Origin of the sequence: Pseudomonas sp. C2B4, assembly GCF_013359695.1 — a bacterium.
GTDB lineage: Bacteria > Pseudomonadota > Gammaproteobacteria > Pseudomonadales > Pseudomonadaceae > Aquipseudomonas.
Window position 1 is genome coordinate 184,941 of sequence record NZ_JABFMU010000003.1, and the last position, 20,099, is coordinate 205,039.

Below are 20,099 nucleotides of genomic sequence, written 5' to 3' on the forward strand. Positions count from 1 at the left end.
CTGCAACGGGATGATACAGAGTGGCTTTCTGATCATTTTTTGAGCACAAACTCCATCAAGCGCAGGCATGCCCGCGACATATCCGGCACCTGTGTATCAATCTCGCACTCTGGGTGCAGCGGTGCTTCGTACGGGCTATCGACGCCGGTGAAATCCTTGATACGTCCTTGCCTGGCCGCCAGGTACAAACCTTTGGGGTCGCGCTGTGCGCAAACCGCAAGCGGTGTGCTCACATACACTTCAATGAAATCCCCCTCGGCAAACAGCCTGCGCGCCGCCTCACGCTCGGCTCGGAATGGCGAGATGGCCGCCACAATGACAATCAGTCCGGCCTCCACCATCAGTCGCGCCACCTCCGCCATGCGCCGGATGTTTTCCCGTCGACAGTCGGCGCCCATTCCCAGATCACGGCAAAGACCCGCACGCAGGTTGTCGCCATCGAGCACAAAGGTGTGCAGCCCACGTTGATTGAGCTGCACCTCCAGGGCATTTGCCAGGGTCGATTTACCCGCTCCGGACAACCCCGTCAGCCAAAGGCAACGCGGCCGTTGCGACTTGAGCGCGGCACGATCGACGCTCGACAGCGATAACGCATGGGGACTGATCCGGAGGGCCGGTAGCGGCAGCATTTCATTCATAACCGAGCAACTCGTAATCACGCTGGTACACGCGACGAACCAGACGACGGGTGCGCGTCGAACAGAAATCCCGGACAGACTGTGGACTTCTATGGTCCGAACTATTGATGCGGGGCAACGGCGACCCGTGCCCCAACCGCTCGCAAACCAATCCGAAGTCCCGTTCCAGATGCTCCTGATAGCCGATGAAATCCAGAGCCAGGTGCCCGAAAGAGTCCGTCAGAAAATCGGTTTGTGCGGCGAAATGCACCTGCCGCTGGATCGTTTCCGGATGCAACCAACGCGCAACAAAATCATCGAAATCACGGTACTGATTCACCAGTTTTTGCGCAGGCTGATCGCGCTGGCTCAAGGCGTTTCCCCGCAGAAAAGCGTAGGCCGAATACGCCCTCTCCAGAGGATCGCGGACAAAGGCAAACTTGAAGCTGCTGGCAAACTGTTCGGGAAATTGTTCTTCGTACCAGTACAACGGCAGGTGCCCCGGACTCCAGCCATCGAACAGCGCGGCACAGATGCTGCTGCCGGCGCATTTGGGCACATGGATGAACAGGCAGGCATGCTGCGCGAAGGGCCGGGGGTAACGCGAACTCGCCGACATCGACTTGTTCACCACCTGACGATCCACCACCGACAGCCGGCCCAGCAAGAAATGCCGTTGCGTCTTGGGCAACAGCTTCCAGAGATATCGTTGCAACATTGCAGCACCCGCGCGAAAGGGATGGCCCTTACGATTGAAGTCAAAATTCGTTCAGGAACCTTAACAAGCGCGCTGCCAGGATTTATTCAGGTTTGGTCAAGACGTGTATGGATCTGGATACAAATCACCGGGCGCATTGCACGCGCCGGGAGTACGACAGGGTGAGTCGAGCCCACCCTGTCGCCGGGATCAGGCGATGTCTTCGGCCGGAGCGTCCAGGCCCATCGCATGCAGGCGCGAGTAGTAGCCATTCTGCGCCAGCAATTGTGCGTGAGTGCCGCGCTCGACGATCTGGCCCTGATCCATCACGAGAATCAGGTCGGCCTTTTCGATGGTCGACAAGCGGTGAGCAATGACCAATGTCGTACGCCCCTTCATGACCTGATCAAGCGCCGCCTGAATGTGACGCTCGGACTCGGTATCGAGTGCCGATGTCGCTTCGTCGAGGATCAGCAGCGGCGCATTCTTCAAAAGAGCCCGGGCAATCGCCAGGCGCTGTCGCTGACCACCGGACAGCAGCACGCCATTTTCACCGACCTGGGTATCCAGGCCTTCGGGCATTTGCGAAATAAAGTCCATCGCATAGGCATCGGCGGCGGCTTTTTCGATATCGGCTCGAGGAGCGCCAGCCAGATCACCGTAGGCAATGTTGTTGGCGATGGAATCGTTGAACAAGGTCACATGCTGGGTGACTTGCGCCACGTGCCGACGCAGGTTGCGCAACCGATAGTCTTCGATTTCGACGTCATCAAGCAGGATTTCACCGATGTCGTGATGATAGAAGCGCGGAATCAGGCTGGCCAGGGTCGACTTGCCACTGCCGGAGCGCCCCACCAGGGCAATCATTTGCCCAGGCGCCGCCGTGAAGCTGATGTTTTTCAGCACTTCACGATCGGTTCCAGGGTAAGTGAAGCTGAGGTTGCGCACTTCCAGGTGACCTTTGATGCGATCACGTTCGACGGTACCGTTATCGACTTCAGGTTCAACGTCCAGTTGTTCGAAAATGCTTTCGGCACCGGCAACGCCTTTCTGGATCGTCGAGCTGACTTCCGACAACTGACGGATCGGCTTGGGCAGCAAACCCGCAGCAGTAATGTAGGCCACCAGATCACCTGCCGTGGCATCACCGCGCAGGAACAGCACCAGGAACATCAACACCGCCATGGCGGTGTAGATCACCAATTGCAGCATTGGTGTATAGACCGCACCGGTCTTGGTCATGCGTAATTGCTTGTCGGTGTTGCCTTGGCTTGCGGCAGCAAAGCGGCGCTCTTCATAGCTCTCACCGCCGAAGCTGCGTACCACGCGATAGCCCTGGATGGTCTCGGAAGCCACATGGGTCACATCCCCCATGGCCACCTGGATTTTCTTGCTCTGCTTGCGGAATTTCTTGCTGGTGCTACTCACCATGAGCGCAATGAGTGGCAAGATCGCCAGCATCACCAGAGTCAGCTTCCAGTTCATCCACAACAGATAGGCAAACAGGAACACAACCGTCAGGCCTTCACGGATCACCACCTTGATAGCGTCCGTTGCTGCACCGGTCACCATGGTCACGTTAAAAGTGATTCGCGAAATCAGGTGGCCGGAGTTATGGGTGTCGAAATAGCGATTGGGCAGCACCAGCAACTTGTTGAACAGCTCGACTCGCAGGTCATGGACCAGCCCCAGCGAAACCTTCGCCAGGTAGTAGTTGCCAAGAAACGAACCGAGCCCCTGCCACGCAGCGATCAGAATGATCAGCAATGGCACGGCCATCAGCAGCTGCAAGTCTTTCAAATAGGGCACATTGGGGAAGAGCACCGCTTCAGGGTTGCTCAAGCCATCGACGAAATATTTGAGAATGCCGGCCAGCATCGGCTGCGTCGAGGCGAAAATCACGAAGCCAACGATACTGAGCGCAAACATGCCCCAGTACGGACGCACATACGACAGCAGGCGCAAGTAAATCTTCAAGCTCGACGGCGCAGGCGAATCAGGGCTAGTCATGAGAACCCGTTGTATGAGAAAAGAGCCCGCGAGTGTAACACAGGCCATTTTAGTCGCTGAGCTGCGGTAACATGGCCGGCTATCCATGCCTCATGGCGTCGACCCCCGGAGTATTGATGCAAGCGCTTGATCACACCCGATACCTTGCCCTGCGCGAGGGAGCACAAGTCCTTGAAGCGGATGGTTCGGGGGATAAGGTCTTGCGCCTGACAGATGGCTCGATTCTCAAGCTGTTCCGTCGCAAGCGCCTGCTGACATCGGCGGCCTGGTATCCCTACGCCAAACGGTTTGCCGACAATTGCGATGCGCTGCGTGAGCGACAGATCCCCTGCCCGTCGATCCGCCAGGTCTACCGCATACCGAGTATTGAGCGTGATGCCGTGCACTACGATCCGCTACCCGGTCAAACCCTGCGCCAACTGCTGGATGTTCAGGACGATGCCGATCCGCTGCGTGGTCAGCTTGGGGTTTTCATGGCCACCTTGCATGAGCGCGGGATCTATTTTCGCTCGGCTCACCTGGGCAACATCGTGCTCACACCTGAACACCAACTGGGCTTGATCGACATTGCCGACCTGCGGGTGTATCGCCGCCCGCTACGCAAGACACTGCGGCTGCGCAATTTCAAGCATATGGTGCGCTATCCGCAGGATCGGCAATGGTTGCTCGACAAGCGTGGAGAAGTCTTCATGCAGCACTACGGCCAGACCCAGAGCATCTGTTCTCGGGAAGAACTGAACAGCGCCCTGCAAAAATGATCTGGCCACCTTCGCCTCCGGGGAGGAGGCGAAGGTCAGGTTCATGCCAGCGCGATACGTTGCGCCTTGAGCACTCGCCCGAGAATCATTGCCCCCGGCAACAGCACCAGCGGCCACAACTCGTCAGGGTTGCCGATCAGCAGGCTGCCATCGAAGTTCAACATGACCAATGCACACGCCAGGTACATTCCCCAAGCGTCACGCAGCCGCCAGGCCTGCCAAAGCGTGGCTGCCATCAGCCCGATGAACAACACCAGTGCCACCGCACCGCTATACAACCCCAGCGCCACATAGATGTTGTGCGGATGCTGAATCGGCATCCAGCCTTCCAGCAACTGATCGGTGTGGAAATAAACGCCGCAGCCCAGCATCCAGCCGCAGTTCCGCCACTCGCCGACCATGATGTGAAAAAGTTCGATGCGATACGAATCACCTCGGGTCCAGAGTGACTGGAACCAGGCCTCGTCATGCACGATCAGGTACAGGAGGCCGACCGCCACCAGACTGATCGTCACCACACTGCCAACCAGCCGCGGCCTGTGGTAGAGCCCGTAAAGCAGCCACACGCCCAACAGGAATGCGACCCCGACAAGCGCAGTACGCGTTTGCAGCACAAAGGTCACCGCGAAGATGGAAAACACGATGGCCAGCGCACCCTCGATCCAGCGACGCTCCCTCACCCAGAATGGCAATGCCAGCGCCAGCGCGCACAGCAGCCAGATACTGGCATAGATGACGTTCTGCAAGCGTGCCGGCAACAGCGCCACCCGGCTGCCGATTGCATATTCATTGGTGGCCCAGCTGTAGAGGGCACAACAGAAGATATACAACGCCAGGACCCAGAACTGCGCACGGACAAACCCAGGGCTGCGGAAAAACCGGGGATCACCGAATGCACCTACGACCATGATGAACATCATCACGTAGAACACGTGCTTGAAAAACTGCATCTGCCCGGCTATGGCTGCCGGCACCAGAAACCACAGGATGAACACCAGCCAAGCCAACGCCAGCGGTTGCCTGAATAAGCCTGCACCTCTCTCCTTGATCAGGAACACTAAACCCGGCACCACCATCAGGCCGTAGAACAGATTATTGGTCCACTTCGAGGACCAGCCCACCACAAAGCTCAGCAAGAACAGACAGAGTACTATTCCGAAATACGACGTGACGGTGATCTTTCCTGGCTTCACGCCGCTAGATGCCATGGAGTACCCAACCTGCTACAAGACCAAAAACAAGGGCCGCGATCAGTTTGAGCCGATCGAGACGTTTACGTCGCAGCTTGTTCACACGCTCCTGCGGAACCACCACGTGCTCACCGAAGCCGGTGTGCAATACCGCGTCGTTCTCCAGAATCAACGCATAGCGGTTTTGCGCGGCGTACAGACGCGACAGGTCTTTCTCTCCGGAAAAGGCGGAATACGGCGCATGGGCCAGATAGTCCGCACGACGCCGTAGCCCCGGATTAAAGGAAAAGCCCTGCCAGTCAGCCTTTTGCGAGCCCAGCACATAAAATGGAATGCCGTGGCTGACTTTGCGCTCGTTCAGGAATACATACGGACTGTGAACCAACAGGTCGTGATTGAAGCTGCGCAGCCACACCTGAAGCGCCTGCGGATCTTCCTCCAGCAGGTACTGGGACTCTTCGATAAATCCTTCACGATAGAAATCCCAGTCGTCTTCGCAGTGGAAAATCCACGACGTCTCCACCTGAGCATAGGCGGCATCGATGGACTTCAACTGACCCAGGCGCGGGTTGTTGATGAAGAACTGGGTATGCGCCCTCCAGTGTTCCGGAATACAGGCCTCTACGGCACGGTCGCCGGAGTCCTCGGTAATGAACACTTTACGAATGGGAGCCGTATTGAACCGGTCAAACGTTTCGAGGGTTCGCTTCAACAAATCGAAGCGACCGCAACTGGTGATGACAACCGAAATATCGCTAGTCTCGCTGAACAGCATGTATTTACACCGCACCCTTGATTGTTGAATCGCCCGGCTTCACAGCCCCAGCGACATGCGTAGTTTTTCCTTCCAGCTCAGTGGAGCCCGTTCGCGCAACGGCGCCTGCATCGCCTCGACAATCGCATGCCCCACCGCACGGAAGGTGTAACGTTGCTCTACCAGCGCTTGACCGGCCAGGGAAATGGCCTCGGTCATCTGCGGTGACTCACGTAACACGGCCAGTTTTTCCCGAAGCTCGTCGCGCGTTCGATAGAGCACAATGTTGTGCATGTCGACAAAGCCCAGGGCGCGATTCTCTTCTTCTCCTTGATCGTACGCAAACAGCACACAACCGCAGGCCATGGCCTCGAAATTCTTGATCATGTACTCGCCCATGCCGACGTCGGCACTGACGAAATAACGGATCCGGCTCAGCGTTTCACAGTATTCCTCGCCCGACTTGGTGCGCGTGACCAGCAGGTTTTCGACTTCAGCCACGGATTCAAGCATGGCCTTGCGCCCGGCATACGCCACGCTGTTGAGACTGCCGACAAAACCCAGCTCGATGTCACGTTCACGCTGACGGTTTTGCAACAGAGCCTGGTCGTAGCCCTTGGGCACGAAATGGGCGTCAAATCCCTCGTCACGCAAACGCTGGCTGACGATATAGCCCGAGCTGATCACCCGCGCCCACGGTAATTTTCGGTAATGAGCACTGAATTTTCCGGTGTATTTGCACGGGATGTAATTCTGATAGGCATCGTGCTCCAGAATAACCAGATTGGGCAGCGTCTGTATGAACCGCACCTGTCTGATTTCTTTTTTGAAGCGCAGGAAGAACACGATCCGGTCGTAACGGGTCACATCGACATGCTTGCGGAAATACCCTCGCAAGTCGTCCTGCTCGGCACTGGTCAGCTCACGCTTATCGCAGTCGCACTGTTCGGCGATTCCGTCATACAGCCGATCGAGGATCGCTCGCTGCTCTTTCTGCACCAGAAACAGAACTTTCAATTGGGCTCTCTCTTGCCAGTCAACTCTTGGACCCAGAACAATTCGTGGCGTCGCACTGTTTTACGGAAGAACTCATTTTGACCAAAAGCCGGCCAGCGCCTGGCGGCGAGAAAACGTTGAATTCCCCGACGAACCAGGCGCTTGAGGGGAAGCCGCGGCTGAAGGTCGTGCATCATGCCCAATGACATTGCCTTGCGCCACTGCACTTCAGTCGACAGAGAAGGCGTCCAGGGCCGCAAGGGCTCAACCGCATCGAACTGCGGTGGCAGCGCGACACCCGTCCCTGCATCGCCCATTGGCCAGCGATCGTTATCGTGCAAGTGATTGGCGTAATGCAGCAGGATTTCGGGTTGCCAGGCTGTGCCCGTCAGCGCCTGCATCACCGCCTGCTGGGAGCATAGATGGTCCGGATGCGGATCGAAGTGCGGATGGGGCAAAACGATAACCTGGGGCTGAATGCGATCGATCAGCTCACGCAGATCGGCCAGCAGATTGTTCCAGGACGGCACTCCATCGGCGTCACTGCCCAGGGCAAATGGATTGAACTTGCGGAAATACCGGGTATCGTCAAGCTGGGCCTCGCGGGACGCCACGGCTTCGTCCGGTGCACCCTGCATCGTAGGCAATTGCAGACAGAAATAACCCAGTTGGATGCAACGCTCCTGAGGAACGCCGCCCCACAACGGCACGCTGATACTGTCCCAGGCACGAAGCGAACCCTTCAAACGCGACGCCTCGACACCTGCAAGTCCCATCTGCTGATAATGCTCGGCTTCGATCTCACCGGCGGTCAGGGTCACGATCCAGCTTTGACTGGCACTGCTGTATAGCCCGAATGCAGCCAGTTCCGCGTCGTCGGCATGCGGTGCAATCACCATCACCCTCTGACGACTGTAATCCGGATGCTCGAATGCCCACAGCACGGGCTCGCCGAGCAGTCGGCAAAAACGCCCACGCAGACGCAACTCGCCTCGCGACAGCACCTCTGCCTGACCACTCAGGTTGAGGTACCGCAGACCGTTCACGCCACGCTCGAAGGTTTGTCGATCCGGGTTATCGCCCCCGGACAACTCGACCACCGGATCGAGGAAGCGCCCCAACCACGTGCTTTTGATCTGCAACGCCAACACCAGCGTCGCGTCGTCAACCAGCATGACACCCTCATCCAGACGCAAGCGATCGCCGCTCAGATGAACCTTGGGTTGCGGGGTGTAGGGCGGGAATTTGTACTTGTAATCGCCTTTGGGCGAGTAGAACAGATGGTCGGCAAACCAGGCTTCGTGGGCAACCCAAGTCAGTATCGCGAGCACCAGGCGCATCCACCACGACACCATCACGCCAATACCAATCAGCACCACCAGCGCGATAAACAGGCCGATTCGTTTGTTGCGCCGATGGCGCTTGAGCAATTGCTGCTTGCGACTCATGGGTTGCCTCATACGGTGAAGACCGGAACGGGATTGCACCAGCGGTCCTTGTATTCACGGTCGGCGCGACCGAAGGAGAAACGCAAGGGTTTGTCCAGCGCCCGAGCATGTTCCCAGGCGCTTTGGGTGTTGAGAAAGCTCAGTACGCTGCCGGGGCTGAATTCACGGGTTTCGGGATCGACGCCACCGTTGATGTACTCGACACTGATCCAGCGCGGTGTTTCGACCCGGTATACCAGTTGAATGGCAATCGGCGCATCGTTGAGGAAAATCACTGAGCCGATCAGCAACTCACGCAACAGTTCGATGACCTCGGCCATGCGCTCGGCACCTGTGGCCGGGAACCCCCAGCGACGCTGGAACAGATCGCAGTAAATTGCCGCCAACTCAGCACTGGAGAACTCGGATACCGGTCGCACCACGCCACCCGCTTCTTCCAGCAACCGCAGTTCGCGGCGCTGGTTGTAGCGAAATTTCTTGGACAAGTCTTCAGGTGCGCGCGCCATGGCCAGTTGTTCGGCCTGCAATTTGATGCCGGTGAAACGGCGTTCATTCAGCGCCGACAAATAACGACCGCGATGGCGCAAGGGGGCCTGGGCATCGTCTGCGGCCGGCAAGATGATCTCGGCGTTGCCAAGATCGTAGAGGCCCTTCTTGCCACGGCGCTTGAGCACGTCCTTGGACAAGGCGAGGTCGCGGCCCCAGGTCGGGATCGCCGCTTTGACTTCGCCATTTTGCTCCCAGGCCAGGTAACGCACCGGAATATCGGCCAACTGCGCCAACCGCTCGACCACCATCGGATGGGTCGCGACGCTGCCACCATAACGCTGCCAGGCATCGGCATAAGTCGAGGCATCGGCTACCGACCAGCCACGTTCGCGCCAGCCTTGAAATCGGTTGAGCATCAGCCCCTCGGTGCCAGTTCGATAACGTGTGGCAAATGCCAGAAAGCATCACGCACCGCGCGGTCGGAGAAACGTTCGCGCAAGCGGTCGAGCATCAGCTCGGCACATTGGTGACGTTGCTGAGCGTCCATCGCGGCCAGATGTTGCAACCCTTGAGCCAAGTGTTCGGCATCGCCCAGCGGGAACAATATGCCAACGCCTTCGACCACTTCCTTCGCCCCGCCACACGCGGTAGCGAGCAACGGCACACCCGCCGCCATGGCTTCGAGCAACACCATGCCAAACGGTTCGTGATCGGAGCTCAGCGCAAACACGTCGAAGGCACGGAAAAAACGCCGCGCTTCGGGCACCTGACCGAGAAACAACACACGGTCGCCAATGCCCAGTTCGCGAGCCTGCGCCTTGAGATCCTGCTCCAGGCGACCGCTACCGAGAATCACCAGCTGGCTATTGGCCGGCAACCCCGGCAACGCCGCGGAAAATCCATCCAGCAGCGTGGCCTGATCCTTGTCCGGATGCAGCCGCCCGACGTTGCCGACAATCCAGGCATCCTCCGCCAGGCCAAGGGTTTCCCGAGCCTCACGAACCGACACCTGCGAAGCCTGCAAGCTATCGACGTCAATACGGTTGTACAGCGTCTGAATCCGCGAAGCCGGCCATTTTGGCAAACAGCGGCGTATGTCGTCGCGTACGGCATCGGACACGCCGAGCAAACTCAGGCGCTTGCGGAAGATATTCGCGAACAGTTTGCGGGTGGCGCGCTTGTAATCGTCAAACGCATGGTGCACGCCAATCACCGGTAGCGAGGTGGCCAGCAAGGCGATGTAGATGGGTTTGGAGCGATTAGCGATGCAGAAACTGAAATTGCGCGAGGCGGCGATCTTGCGCAGATCGCCAATGGCACCCAGTTTCAGGCCACGAATGGCCTTGGAGCTGTACTCCATGAACAGCACTTCATCGCTAGCGCATTGCGCGGCGACTTCGGCATCGGCGACCCCGGTCAAAAACACCGTGGTCACTCGATAACCGGTCCCCGCGAACAGGCTGGCGTACTGCCGGGCACAGTCCAGGAACGGCCCGTCATAGCCGTGACAGAACTGCAGCACATGGCGTTCAGCCGAGCGTGTCATAAGCGTTGGCACCCTCTTTGACCACCAGGATGTCTTCCATGATCAGATACTGTAGGTCGGAACCGAAGAACATGTTCAGGGCGTCCGTCGGCGAGCAGATCATCGGCTCACCACGACGGTTGAGCGAGGTGTTCAGCGACACGCCGTTTCCGGTCAGGACTTCCAGTGCCTTCATCATGTCGTAGTAGCGCGGGTTGTATTCGCGCTTGAGCACCTGGGCGCGGGACGTGCCGTCTTCGTGAACGACTTCCGGCACGCGGGTTTTCCACTCTTCAGCCACTTCGAAGGTGAACGTCATGAAGGGGGCCGGGTGATCGATCTTGATCATCTGTGGCGCGACGGTGTCGAGCATCGACGGGCAGAAAGGCCTCCAGCGCTCGCGGAACTTGATCTGGTGGTTGATGCGGTCAGCCACACCGGCCACGCTCGGGCAACCGATGATCGAACGACCGCCCAGCGCGCGCGGACCGAATTCCATGCGGCCCTGGAACCAGGCTACCGGGTTACCATCGACCATGATCTTGGCGATCTGCTCCGGCATGTTGTCGAGCTTGCGCCACGTTGGCTTGTTCTCGTGACGGGCACAGGCCGCGATCACGTCTTCGTTGCTGTACGACGGGCCGAGGTAGACGTGTTCCATCTTCTCGACCGGTACGCCACGGGCGTGGGACACATAGGCCGCAGCACCGACCGCAGTGCCGGCGTCGCCGGATGCAGGCTGTACGAACAGCTCTTTGACGTCATCGCGAGCGATGATTTTCTGGTTCAGCTTGACGTTCAACGCACAGCCACCGGCATAGGCCAGTTTGCCGGTTTCCTTGAGCACGTCGCCCAGGTAGTAATCGATCATCTGCAGCGCAATTTTTTCGAACAGCGCTTGAATGCTGGCGGCGTAGTGGATGTAAGGCTCGTCGGCGATGTCGCCTTCGCGCTTTGGACCCAGCCACTCGATCAGCTTCGGCGAGAAGTAGTAACCCTTGCCCTTCTCTTTGTAGCGACGCAGGCCGATGACGTTGGCGTAATCGGTGTTGATCACCAGTTCGCCGTTTTCGAACGAAGCCAGGCGTGAGAAATCGTATTTGCTGGCGTCGCCGTACGGCGCCATGCCCATGACCTTGAACTCACCGTCGAGCATATCGAAACCGAGGAACTCGGTGATCGCGCCGTACAGGCCGCCGAGGGAGTCCGGGTCGAAAAATTCCTTGATCTTGTGGATCTTGCCGTTTACGCCATAACCGAAGAAGGTCGTGGCGTACTCACCCTTGCCGTCGATCCCGAGGATCGCGGTTTTCTCTTTGAAACCGGAGCAGTGATAAGCGCTGGAGGCATGGGCCAAGTGATGTTCGACCGGTTCGATCTTGATCTTCTTAGGATCAAAACCCAGTTGTTCCAGGCACCAGACGATCTTGTTGCGATAGCGCTTGTAGCGACGGTTGCCCATCAGGATCGCGTCGAGTGCACGGTCCGGGGCGTACCAGTAACGCTTGGCGTACTGCCAGCGAGCCTTGCCGAACAGGCTGATCGGAGCGAAAGGAATCGCTACCACGTCAACGTCGGAAGGTTTGATACCGGCCTGTTCCAGGCAGAACTTCGCCGATTCGTAGGGCATGCGGTTCTTTGCATGTTTATCGCGTACGAAGCGCTCTTCTTCAGCTGCCGCGACCAGCTTGCCGTCGATGTACAAGGCTGCGGAAGGATCATGGCTAAGGGCGCCGGACAGGCCAAGAATCGTCAATGCCACAGGGGTCTAGCCTCTTTAGTCTGCATGCAGGCGCAGTGGCGCCTCAAAAAATGATGTGCCTTCGCAAGGAGCGCGAGGCAGCTAAAGGGCGGGATTATAGCTTAAAAGCAGCTTCAAGCCTCTAGCTGCAAGCGGCAAGCGCGCACGGCGTTGATGCGGGCCTGTTTATCCTCGCGCAGACCGCCAGTAAATACGGATATTGCCATCCGCTCCCTGCCGATAAACCGTGTACGGCAAGACCACGGTATCCAGTGCGCCAGACAGGGCCAGGTCCAGCAAAACGAGTGGCACGAGAATTCCCGTGGGATCCGGCGGCGCGTTCAATACACAAAAATCGTAGGCCAGGCCGCTGTAGACCCGAGGGATGGACTGACAGTAGGTTTTTTGCCGGCGAAGCCCCTGAGCGGCATCGGCATCGTCCTGCAACACGGTTGCGACGGTCCCGCAGCCGATCAAAGCCAGCGAGATTACCCCTGATGCGACGGCCATTCTGATTGTCAAAGTCTGCCCTCCGAGAACGTCAGGCAAACTAGCATTGCGATCATTCAGGCCACAGTTCATGGCTTCCCAAGATCGTGTAGGACGGATCACAAGATCTTGTCTCTTTCACTCGATCGACTGTTCCGGCCTCTTCGCGAGCAAGCTCGCCCCCCCCCACAGAAGACGGCGCTCGCTCACAAAATATGTGCGCGAAATAAATCCCATGAGGGAGCGAGCCTGCTCGCGAAAACGATTCAGGCAGCGCTGGAAATGTCTTTGGGCAGACGCTGATCAATGACCTGGTACAGCGCACTGCTCTCCGGCCAGTTGCGCATGAACCGCGCCCGATCCCGCTTATAGGCCGGGGCAAAGCTGCCCGGAGAGTGGTGCTGGCACATCGAATCCAGATCGATCAACGCCCAGCGATCATCCTGCCAGAACAGATTGTGCCCCTTGAAATCGCCATGGCTGATTCGCTCGTGAATCAGTTCTGCGAACAGGTGATCCAGTGCCAGCAATTCGGCTTCTGGCGCATTGCCGCTTTCTACGTACGGCGCAAAACGTTCGATGATGTCCGGCCCCGGCAAATGCTCGGTAATCAGATAAGCCCGACTGCGCAACCAGAGGAAACGCTTCTCCAGCAACGCCAAGGGTTTGGGCGTGGCAATGCCGAGGAATGCCAGGCGATTGCCTTCACGCCAGGAGTGCCAGGCCCGGCTCGGGCGCCAGAAGCGTTTGAGCCAGTGGGCAAAACCCTTGATGTTGTAGCGCTTGATCACCAGCGTACGACCGTCCACCTCGACCTTGCCGACGCTGGCCGCGCCACCGGTCTTGTACAGGTGGCCCTGATCGAGCAAGGCGTCGGCCTGCGCCAACACCGGCAGCATCGCCGCTTCTTCCTCGCGACGAATGGCCCGCAGACCGAACGCGCCGCGCTGGACGCTGAACAGCGTGCACTCGCGGCCGACCTTGACCAGGAAGTCCTTGAGCCGCCAGCTGCGTACCTTGTCGATCTGCTTCTGCAACGCTTCCATGGGCAAGGCATGCTCGCCATTGCTCAGCAGGTAGTACACCAGCAACTCTTCGGTGAACGGCTCCAGCGCCTTGGGCAATTGAGCGAAAAACACCCCGAGGTTTTCCAGGACTTTTTGCCGCGACAGTGGCTGGCCAGGCGTTTCGGCACAGATGCCGGCGCCATCGATCAAATACAGTCGACTGCCTTGGCGCAGCAGGTTGTCCAGGTGCAGGTCTTCCTGCCACAAGCCTTTGCGGTGCATCTGACCGATCGCGCCCAAGGCTTCGGCCAGAACCGCCACTTGCTCATCGGCCAACGCCGGCAAGTGTTCGACCTGCTTCCAGTCATCGCCCAGGCTTGCAGCGCCTTCCAGAAACTCGAACAGCAGCCAGCCGCCCTCGCCGTCCTTGAGCCCATCGGCCAGCAGCAATGGCGTGGTCAAGCCTTGCGCCGCAAGGAGGCGCACGCCGTCCAGCTCGCGCTTGAAATGTCGCGCCGCCTTGCTGCCAACCAGCAATTTGGCCAGCACCGGGCGACCCCGCCAGACACCGGCACCGACATAACGCTGCCCGGGCAGCACCCGCAACAGGCTCAGCAACTGTAAATCGGCCGGGCCTGCGGCATCGGCCAGCGAAAAGCTCAACGGCAATGTCGGACTACGACCTGCGTTCTTCAGTTCGGATAAACGCATCAGCGCTTCTCCTTGTAGCTGCGCCGCGAGGTCAAGCGATCGAGCCAGCTGTCGATCAACGAACTGTCCTGCGGCTGATCCAGGTAGGCGGCCAACAAAATGCGCAGCTGCGTCTCGCTCCATTCAGGCGCACGACGCAACAGTGGCTCCAGATCCTTGACCCGGTCGCGCTGACCGAAAAGCAAAGGCCGGGTCTTTTCCAGGTCGATCAGTTGAGCCTGATAGCCATCGCCGGTGGCGCACAGAAAAATGTGCTTGGGATAAAAGCAGCCATGTACCTGTCGCTTGCCGTGCAGACGCTGCGCCAGTTTTCCGCAGGCCTGCAGAATCGCGGTGTGTTGCGCTTCGCTCAGGTCCGACCAGCGCTGCAACAACGAATCCAGATCGTCGCAACCATCCAGGGCACGGGTCAGCAAAATCGCCCGGACTTCGCCGTCGACCTTGCGCTCACCGAAAAATGCAGCTTTCAGCGCCGGAATGCCAAGCGCTTCATAGCGGCTGATATTGCGAAACTCCCGGGCAAAACTCGGCTCGCCAAAGGGGGCGTGCAAGGTACGCATCTGGTAGTTGCTCTGGCGCTTGAGGTAGAAGCCACGACCTTCCAGATCCAGTCGAAACACGCTGCTCCAGCCACCGCGAAGGGTGTTGGGCTCGTCCACGGCATCGAGCTGACGGGCCCAGAGCGCGTCGAACGTGCCAAGGCCGTGTCGCTCAAGCAGCGCGCGGTCTTCAGCGGCCAGAAAATCAGTCATTCGCGCCCCTCGAAAAATCTCACCACGTGCCGGATCCGTTTTTTGTCAGCGGCCGTAAGGCGGGTCCTTTGGCGGTATTGCAGGTAAAAGCGCAGGCGCTGGGTGGCCGACAATTGATACTTGGCGACCTTGTCCAGACACGCCAGGTCCTTGGTGATGCGGTACTTGAGCCAGAATCCGCTCCAGAAATCACCGTTGGGGCAGTCGATCAGGAACAATTTGGCCTGATCGTCGATCAGCAGGTTGCGCCACTTCAAATCGTTATGGGTAAAACGGTGCTCGTGCATGGTCCGGGTGTGGCTGGCCAACTGACGGCTGACCTTGTCGACCCAGGCGCGGTCCGTCAGCTTCGGGTCGTGCCGCTCGGCCAAGGCCGACAAATCTTCGGTATGCGGCAATTCACGGGTGATCATCGCCCCGCGAGCATAGGCCGCCCCTCGACGCTCCAGGCCCCAGGCCACCACTTCGGCGGTAGGAATGCCCCATTTGGCGAAGCGCTTGAGGTTTTGCCACTCCATTTTCACCCGTGGCTTGCCGATGTAACGACGCAAGCCCTTGCCGGCGCCCACGTAGCGCTTGACGTAATAGTTGACACCATTGCGCTGAACGCGAATGACTTCCGACAGCGGGTCGTGGGTCAGGCGCTCGCCCTGAAGCGCAAATACAGCGTCAAGACTGCCGAAGTCTTCGACCAGATCGCTGTAAGCCGGTTCCAGTGTCCAACCCGCCATCAGAGCGCGTCCCCGTATCGCTGTTTGCGGTCGTAGAGTTTATTGGCCTTGCCTTCGAGCCAGCTCAGCAGCCCGGCTTCTTCACTGAGAATCTGCCGCAGCGGCTGCTGGAAGTAACCTTTGAGAAAGCGCAGTTTGTCGCGGCGAGTCAGACCGATGTCCAGGGCCGAAAAATACAACGCCGCCAGATCCTTGTTGCGCCAGCGCTGGGTGATGGCCGGGCGGGTCTGGGCACGGTGCAAGTCGATCACCGAGAGCTTGAAGTCGTCGGCGGTCACCGGCTTGTCGGTGTGCAGCAGGAAGTGGCAGATATAGCAGTCGCGGTGGTTGACCCCAGCGCGGTGCATCATGCCGGTCATACGCGCCACTTCAGCGATCAGTGCCCGCTTGAGTTTTGGCTCGGGCGGCTGCTTGACCCAATTGATGCTGAAGTCTTCGAGGCTGACGGTCGGTGCCAGCTCCTGGGTGACGATGAACGAATGCTGGTCCGCCGGGTTGCTGCCTTTCTCGCCATACGCGACGGCGGTCATGGTCGGCACACCGACTTCCTGCAGGCGCTGGATGGCCTTCCACTCCTGGCCAGCGCCGAGGACCGGCAACTTGGCCGTCAGCAGATTCTTGAAGATCTCGCCCCAGCCGATGCCGCGGTGGATTTTCACGAAAAATCCGTCGCCATTCACCTCGGTGCGCAGGGTGCGGCGAGCTTCAAGTTCGCGGTACACCTCGCCCTTGAGCCCTTCGACCTCGGCGAACGGGTCGCGACCGGCCCAGAGGCTCTTGAACGGTTCAGCCAACATCACCTTCATTTAAGCGTGCTCCGCCAGAATCACATCGGCCGCGTGCTGCGGCATGCTGTAGAGGTCGGCCGTCTCGGCGAAGGCCAGACCGTTGCGGCTCCAGGCCGCCCGCGCTTGAGCGTCGTTCAACATGCCGGTCAGGTACTGCGTCAGTTGCGCCTGGTCAAAGGGTTCGTCCAACACCAGGCCGGCATCGGCCTCCGCTATGTAATGGGCATAACCACAGACCGCACTCACCAGCACAGGTAACCCGGCCACCAGCGCTTCAAGCAGCACGGTGCCGGTGTTTTCGTTGTACGCCGGGTGGATCAACAGATCGGCCCCCAACAGGAAGCGCGGAATATCGCTGCGGCCCTTGAGGAACGTCACGTTGTCGCCAAGCCCCAATGCGGCGCTCTGCATCTGGAATAATTTGGGGTCATCCTGGCCAATTACAAACAGGCGGGTACGTGCCTTTAATTCCGCATGTAACGCGGCCAGTGCCTTGAGGCTGCGATCCACGCCCTTGGTCTTGAAGCCGGAGCCGATCTGAACCAGCAGCAGATCATCGTCTTTCAAGTTGAACTCGCGGCGGAATTCAGCCCGGATTTCGGCGGCATTAGCAGGTGCACGACGGTCCTGGGAGATACCCGGCGGCAACAGATGGAAGCGTTCGAGCGGCGTGTCGTAATGCTTGATGAACAGCGGCTGCTGCACTTCGGAAATCATCAGTACTTCGGTCTTGGCATCCCTGGCGAACACCGCGCGCTCGTACTCGGCGAAATGGCGGTAGCGACCCCAGCGGCGGTACAGCGAGTTGCGCAGGTTCTGCGCCTTGTCCTCGAAACAGCCGTCGGCGGCGTAGTACACGTCCAGGCCAGGCATTTTGTTGAAACCGATCAAACGGTCGACAGGACGCTTGGCCAGATCCGCTTCCATCCACTCGCTGAGCTTTTCGTTGCGCCGATGGTTAAAGAACGCCTTGACCGGCGCCACCAACACTTCAAAACCCGGTGGCACGTCGCCCTCCCAGATCAACGTGTACACGCGAATCTGGTGGCCGCGCTTCTGGCACTCCAGGGCAATGCGCATGAAGTCGCGCTGCAAGCCACCGAAGGGAAAATACTTGTACAGGACAAATGCCAATTGCATCAGCGCAGCTCCTCAGCCAGTAACAACGTGCTCAGTCGAGTCGCGACACGCTCGGGATTCAGGCGCGTGAAGCACAAAGGCCACTCGCGCTTCAGGTCGAACAGACGGGCATCTTCGGCCGTCGGTTGATAGGTGCATTTCTTTTGCAGGCACGGCGCGCAAGGGAAGTCGCTGGCCAGATGAATCTGCGATTTGCCGTAGGCGCCGGTCAGGCCGGGATTGGTCGGGCCGAACAGCGACAGGGTTGGCACGTCCAGCGCGGCGGCCAGGTGCCCGAGGCCGGTGTCCACCGCCACGCAGGCCTGTGCGCCAGCCAGCACTTTGCCGACACCGGCCAGATTCAATTTCGGCAGCACCTCGACGTGTTTCATGTCCTTGGCGATGCGCTCGGCCCGGGCCTTCTCGATGGCATTGCCCCAGGGCAGTTTCACCCCGACACCCAGATAACCGACCCGCTCGGCCAGCTCGCGCCAGTAGGCTTCGGGCCAGTGCTTGGTGTCCCAAGTGGTGCCGTGCAGGAACAACACGTACGGATTCTTGCGCGGCAACTCCACCAGGCGCTCGACGTTCAGACCATAGTCGCCCAAGCCTTTGGGCAAGTCATACCCCAGGGCCACGGCGAACAGCTGGCGCACCCGTTCCACCGCATGTTGCCCACGGGCCACGGCAAGGCGTCGGGAATAGAAGCGTGAGGCAATCGGTTCGCGGGCAGAGTCTTTGTCGAGCCCGGCAACCGGGGCTTTGACATAGCGGGTCAGCAGCGCACTTTTCAGCAGGCCCTGGGCATCGATGACCAGGTCATATTTCGTGGCGCGAAGGCTTTGCTTGAAGCGCTTCCACTCGCCGCTCTTGATGGTTTGCCAGATGTTCTTGCGCCAGCGACGGATCGCCACCGGAATCACCTTGCCTACCGCCGGGTGCCAGGTGGGGATTTCGGCGAAGCCTTCTTCCACCACCCAGTCGAAGGTGATGCCGGGAATCGCCCGCGCCGCGTCGGTCAGCGCCGGCAACGCATGAATCACGTCGCCCAGCGATGAAGTCTTGATCAGCAGTACCCGCAAACTATTTGACCTCGACCACAGTGCCCTGCAAACGCTGCAAGGCTTCGTTCACCGCTTGCGGCATCAGCTGGCGCAGGCAGTTGTAATGACCGAAACGGCACGTGCGGTCGAAGCATGGGCTGCACTCGATGCCCAGGCGCACGATCTCCACATGCTCGGCCAGCGGCGGCGTGAAGCCCGGCGACGTTGAGCCATAAACCGCCACCAGCGGGCGGTTAAGCGCGGCGGCGACATGCATCAGGCCGGAATCGTTGGACACCACCGAATCGGCACACGACATCAAATCAATCGCCTCGGCCAGCGAGGTGCCGCCACTGAGGTTCACCGACTCTTCACGCAAGCCGGGAATCAGCCGCGAACGGATGTCTTCGCCCACGGCATGGTCGTTTTTCGAACCGAACAACCAGACTTGCCAACCTTCACGAATCTTCGCTTCGGCGACCTTGGCGTAGTGCTCCGACGGCCAGCGCTTGGATTCGCCGAATTCAGCGCCGGGGCAGAGCGCCAGCACCGGACGATCGAGGACCAGTCCGAACTTGGCAAGTGCCGCCTCTCGGGTCACCGGATCGATCTGCAAGCTCGGTCGCGGATACGGTTTGGGCATTTCGAAGCCAGGCTCGTACGCCAATGCCATGAAGCGCTCGATCATCAGCGGATAACGTTCTTTGTCCAGCGTGCGCACATCGTTGAGCAGGCCATAGCGAAACTCGCCACGCCAACCGGTGCGCTTGGGAATGCTGGCAAAAAACGGCACCAGCGCCGATTTCAGGGAATTGGGCAAGAGGATTGCCTGGTCGTATTGGCCGGCCAGGGATTTGCCGATGCGCCGACGCGTCGCCAGCTCCAGTGCGCCGTGGCCGAGCGGGAAGCTCAAGGCCTGGCGTACTTCGGGCATGCGCTCAAGAATCGGCCGGCTCCACTCCGGTGCCAGCACGTCGATCTCGCATTGCGGGTGGCGCTGCTTGAGGCACTGAAACAGTGTCTGCGCCATCACCATGTCACCGACCCAACTGGGCCCAACGATCAGAATTTTCATGTGGTTTCCATAAACGAACCGGGGAGGCATACGCCTCCCCGCCTCGAGAATCTCTGTAGGGGCGTGCATGCTCGCGATGGGTCATCACCTTCAACATTTCTGTCGATCGTCACTCCACTATCGCGAGCAAGCTCGCTCCAACATGGTTTGTTCGTATTG

Annotated in this window: 19 protein-coding genes; 1 reads left to right on the forward strand and 18 read right to left on the reverse strand. The window is 59.2% G+C overall.

Going from position 1 to position 20,099, the window contains the following annotated elements:
- Positions 1 to 32: 32 nt before the first annotated feature.
- The 3 genes from cysC to msbA form a co-directional block, all read right to left on the reverse strand.
- Positions 33 to 638, reverse strand: coding sequence for an adenylyl-sulfate kinase (gene cysC, locus HNQ83_RS03925; RefSeq protein WP_175387758.1), 606 nt, complete (start codon positions 636 to 638; stop codon positions 33 to 35).
- Positions 631 to 1,335: a sulfotransferase family 2 domain-containing protein gene (locus tag HNQ83_RS03930; protein ID WP_175387759.1), complete on the reverse strand. Its 705-nt coding sequence runs from the start codon at positions 1,333 to 1,335 to the stop codon at positions 631 to 633. Before HNQ83_RS03930 ends, cysC begins: the two co-directional genes overlap by 8 nt.
- A 189-nt stretch (positions 1,336 to 1,524) precedes the next feature.
- The gene (gene msbA, locus HNQ83_RS03935; RefSeq protein WP_218585526.1) at positions 1,525 to 3,324 is read right to left on the reverse strand and encodes a lipid A export permease/ATP-binding protein MsbA; all 1,800 of its coding nucleotides are present in this window, start codon (positions 3,322 to 3,324) and stop codon (positions 1,525 to 1,527) included.
- Between the two features lie 116 nt (positions 3,325 to 3,440).
- Between msbA and HNQ83_RS03940 the strand changes: the two genes are divergently transcribed.
- The gene (locus tag HNQ83_RS03940) at positions 3,441 to 4,082 is read left to right on the forward strand and encodes a toluene tolerance protein (protein WP_175387761.1); all 642 of its coding nucleotides are present in this window, start codon (positions 3,441 to 3,443) and stop codon (positions 4,080 to 4,082) included.
- A gap of 41 nt (positions 4,083 to 4,123) precedes the next feature.
- Here HNQ83_RS03940 and HNQ83_RS03945 read toward each other — a convergent pair whose 3' ends face one another.
- The 15 genes from HNQ83_RS03945 to waaF all read right to left on the reverse strand — a co-directional run bounded on the left by HNQ83_RS03945 (position 4,124) and on the right by waaF (position 19,940).
- Entirely contained in the window at positions 4,124 to 5,290 is a 1,167-nt protein-coding gene (locus tag HNQ83_RS03945) for an O-antigen ligase domain-containing protein (RefSeq protein ID WP_175387762.1), read from the reverse strand.
- A complete protein-coding gene (locus tag HNQ83_RS03950) occupies positions 5,280 to 6,047 on the reverse strand; it encodes a glycosyltransferase family A protein (protein WP_175387763.1) in 768 nt (255 codons plus the stop codon). Before HNQ83_RS03950 ends, HNQ83_RS03945 begins: the two co-directional genes overlap by 11 nt.
- A 39-nt stretch (positions 6,048 to 6,086) precedes the next feature.
- The gene (locus HNQ83_RS03955) at positions 6,087 to 7,043 is read right to left on the reverse strand and encodes a glycosyltransferase (protein WP_175387764.1); all 957 of its coding nucleotides are present in this window, start codon (positions 7,041 to 7,043) and stop codon (positions 6,087 to 6,089) included.
- Positions 7,040 to 8,470: a PIG-L deacetylase family protein gene (locus HNQ83_RS03960; protein WP_175387765.1), complete on the reverse strand. Its 1,431-nt coding sequence runs from the start codon at positions 8,468 to 8,470 to the stop codon at positions 7,040 to 7,042. The genes HNQ83_RS03955 and HNQ83_RS03960 overlap by 4 nt, the downstream gene beginning before the upstream one ends.
- Before the next feature lie 8 nt (positions 8,471 to 8,478).
- Positions 8,479 to 9,375 carry an antimicrobial resistance protein Mig-14 gene (locus tag HNQ83_RS03965; protein ID WP_175387766.1) on the reverse strand — a complete coding sequence of 299 codons (897 nt, stop codon included), beginning with the start codon at positions 9,373 to 9,375 and terminating at the stop codon, positions 8,479 to 8,481.
- Positions 9,375 to 10,505: a glycosyltransferase gene (locus HNQ83_RS03970; RefSeq protein ID WP_175387767.1), complete on the reverse strand. Its 1,131-nt coding sequence runs from the start codon at positions 10,503 to 10,505 to the stop codon at positions 9,375 to 9,377. The genes HNQ83_RS03965 and HNQ83_RS03970 overlap by 1 nt, the downstream gene beginning before the upstream one ends.
- Positions 10,489 to 12,246, reverse strand: a complete 1,758-nt coding sequence (locus tag HNQ83_RS03975; protein WP_175387768.1) for a carbamoyltransferase — start codon at positions 12,244 to 12,246, stop codon at positions 10,489 to 10,491. The genes HNQ83_RS03970 and HNQ83_RS03975 overlap by 17 nt, the downstream gene beginning before the upstream one ends.
- A 165-nt stretch (positions 12,247 to 12,411) precedes the next feature.
- Positions 12,412 to 12,747: a YceK/YidQ family lipoprotein gene (locus tag HNQ83_RS03980; protein ID WP_175387769.1), complete on the reverse strand. Its 336-nt coding sequence runs from the start codon at positions 12,745 to 12,747 to the stop codon at positions 12,412 to 12,414.
- Between the two features lie 233 nt (positions 12,748 to 12,980).
- Positions 12,981 to 14,432: a lipopolysaccharide kinase InaA family protein gene (locus HNQ83_RS03985; RefSeq protein WP_175387770.1), complete on the reverse strand. Its 1,452-nt coding sequence runs from the start codon at positions 14,430 to 14,432 to the stop codon at positions 12,981 to 12,983.
- Entirely contained in the window at positions 14,432 to 15,184 is a 753-nt protein-coding gene (locus tag HNQ83_RS03990; RefSeq protein WP_175387771.1) for a lipopolysaccharide kinase InaA family protein, read from the reverse strand. Before HNQ83_RS03990 ends, HNQ83_RS03985 begins: the two co-directional genes overlap by 1 nt.
- The gene (locus HNQ83_RS03995) at positions 15,181 to 15,915 is read right to left on the reverse strand and encodes a lipopolysaccharide kinase InaA family protein (RefSeq protein ID WP_175387772.1); all 735 of its coding nucleotides are present in this window, start codon (positions 15,913 to 15,915) and stop codon (positions 15,181 to 15,183) included. Before HNQ83_RS03995 ends, HNQ83_RS03990 begins: the two co-directional genes overlap by 4 nt.
- Positions 15,915 to 16,721, reverse strand: a complete 807-nt coding sequence (gene rfaP, locus HNQ83_RS04000; protein ID WP_175387773.1) for a lipopolysaccharide core heptose(I) kinase RfaP — start codon at positions 16,719 to 16,721, stop codon at positions 15,915 to 15,917. The genes HNQ83_RS03995 and rfaP overlap by 1 nt, the downstream gene beginning before the upstream one ends.
- Complete coding sequence (locus HNQ83_RS04005) at positions 16,722 to 17,843, reverse strand: glycosyltransferase family 4 protein (protein ID WP_175387774.1); 1,122 nt, start codon at positions 17,841 to 17,843, stop codon at positions 16,722 to 16,724.
- Positions 17,843 to 18,904 (reverse strand): lipopolysaccharide heptosyltransferase I, encoded by a 1,062-nt coding sequence (gene waaC, locus HNQ83_RS04010; protein ID WP_175387775.1) that lies wholly within the window; start codon positions 18,902 to 18,904, stop codon positions 17,843 to 17,845. Before waaC ends, HNQ83_RS04005 begins: the two co-directional genes overlap by 1 nt.
- Before the next feature lies 1 nt (position 18,905).
- Complete coding sequence (gene waaF / locus HNQ83_RS04015) at positions 18,906 to 19,940, reverse strand: lipopolysaccharide heptosyltransferase II (protein ID WP_175387776.1); 1,035 nt, start codon at positions 19,938 to 19,940, stop codon at positions 18,906 to 18,908.
- Positions 19,941 to 20,099: the final 159 nt, after the last annotated feature.

Coding starts and splice junctions, on each gene's coding strand:
- rfaP (WP_175387773.1), bottom strand. CDS start 16,721: ATGAAGGTGATGTTGGCTGAACCGTTCAAGAGCCTCTGGGCCGGTCGC.
- HNQ83_RS03965 (WP_175387766.1), bottom strand. CDS start 9,375: ATGCTCAACCGATTTCAAGGCTGGCGCGAACGTGGCTGGTCGGTAGCC.
- waaF (WP_175387776.1), bottom strand. CDS start 19,940: ATGAAAATTCTGATCGTTGGGCCCAGTTGGGTCGGTGACATGGTGATG.
- HNQ83_RS03960 (WP_175387765.1), bottom strand. CDS start 8,470: ATGAGTCGCAAGCAGCAATTGCTCAAGCGCCATCGGCGCAACAAACGA.
- HNQ83_RS04005 (WP_175387774.1), bottom strand. CDS start 17,843: ATGCAATTGGCATTTGTCCTGTACAAGTATTTTCCCTTCGGTGGCTTG.
- HNQ83_RS03995 (WP_175387772.1), bottom strand. CDS start 15,915: ATGGCGGGTTGGACACTGGAACCGGCTTACAGCGATCTGGTCGAAGAC.
- cysC (WP_175387758.1), bottom strand. CDS start 638: ATGAATGAAATGCTGCCGCTACCGGCCCTCCGGATCAGTCCCCATGCG.
- HNQ83_RS03990 (WP_175387771.1), bottom strand. CDS start 15,184: ATGACTGATTTTCTGGCCGCTGAAGACCGCGCGCTGCTTGAGCGACAC.
- HNQ83_RS03985 (WP_175387770.1), bottom strand. CDS start 14,432: ATGCGTTTATCCGAACTGAAGAACGCAGGTCGTAGTCCGACATTGCCG.
- HNQ83_RS03945 (WP_175387762.1), bottom strand. CDS start 5,290: ATGGCATCTAGCGGCGTGAAGCCAGGAAAGATCACCGTCACGTCGTAT.
- msbA (WP_218585526.1), bottom strand. CDS start 3,324: ATGACTAGCCCTGATTCGCCTGCGCCGTCGAGCTTGAAGATTTACTTG.
- HNQ83_RS03950 (WP_175387763.1), bottom strand. CDS start 6,047: ATGCTGTTCAGCGAGACTAGCGATATTTCGGTTGTCATCACCAGTTGC.
- HNQ83_RS03930 (WP_175387759.1), bottom strand. CDS start 1,335: ATGTTGCAACGATATCTCTGGAAGCTGTTGCCCAAGACGCAACGGCAT.
- HNQ83_RS03970 (WP_175387767.1), bottom strand. CDS start 10,505: ATGACACGCTCGGCTGAACGCCATGTGCTGCAGTTCTGTCACGGCTAT.
- HNQ83_RS03940 (WP_175387761.1), top strand. CDS start 3,441: ATGCAAGCGCTTGATCACACCCGATACCTTGCCCTGCGCGAGGGAGCA.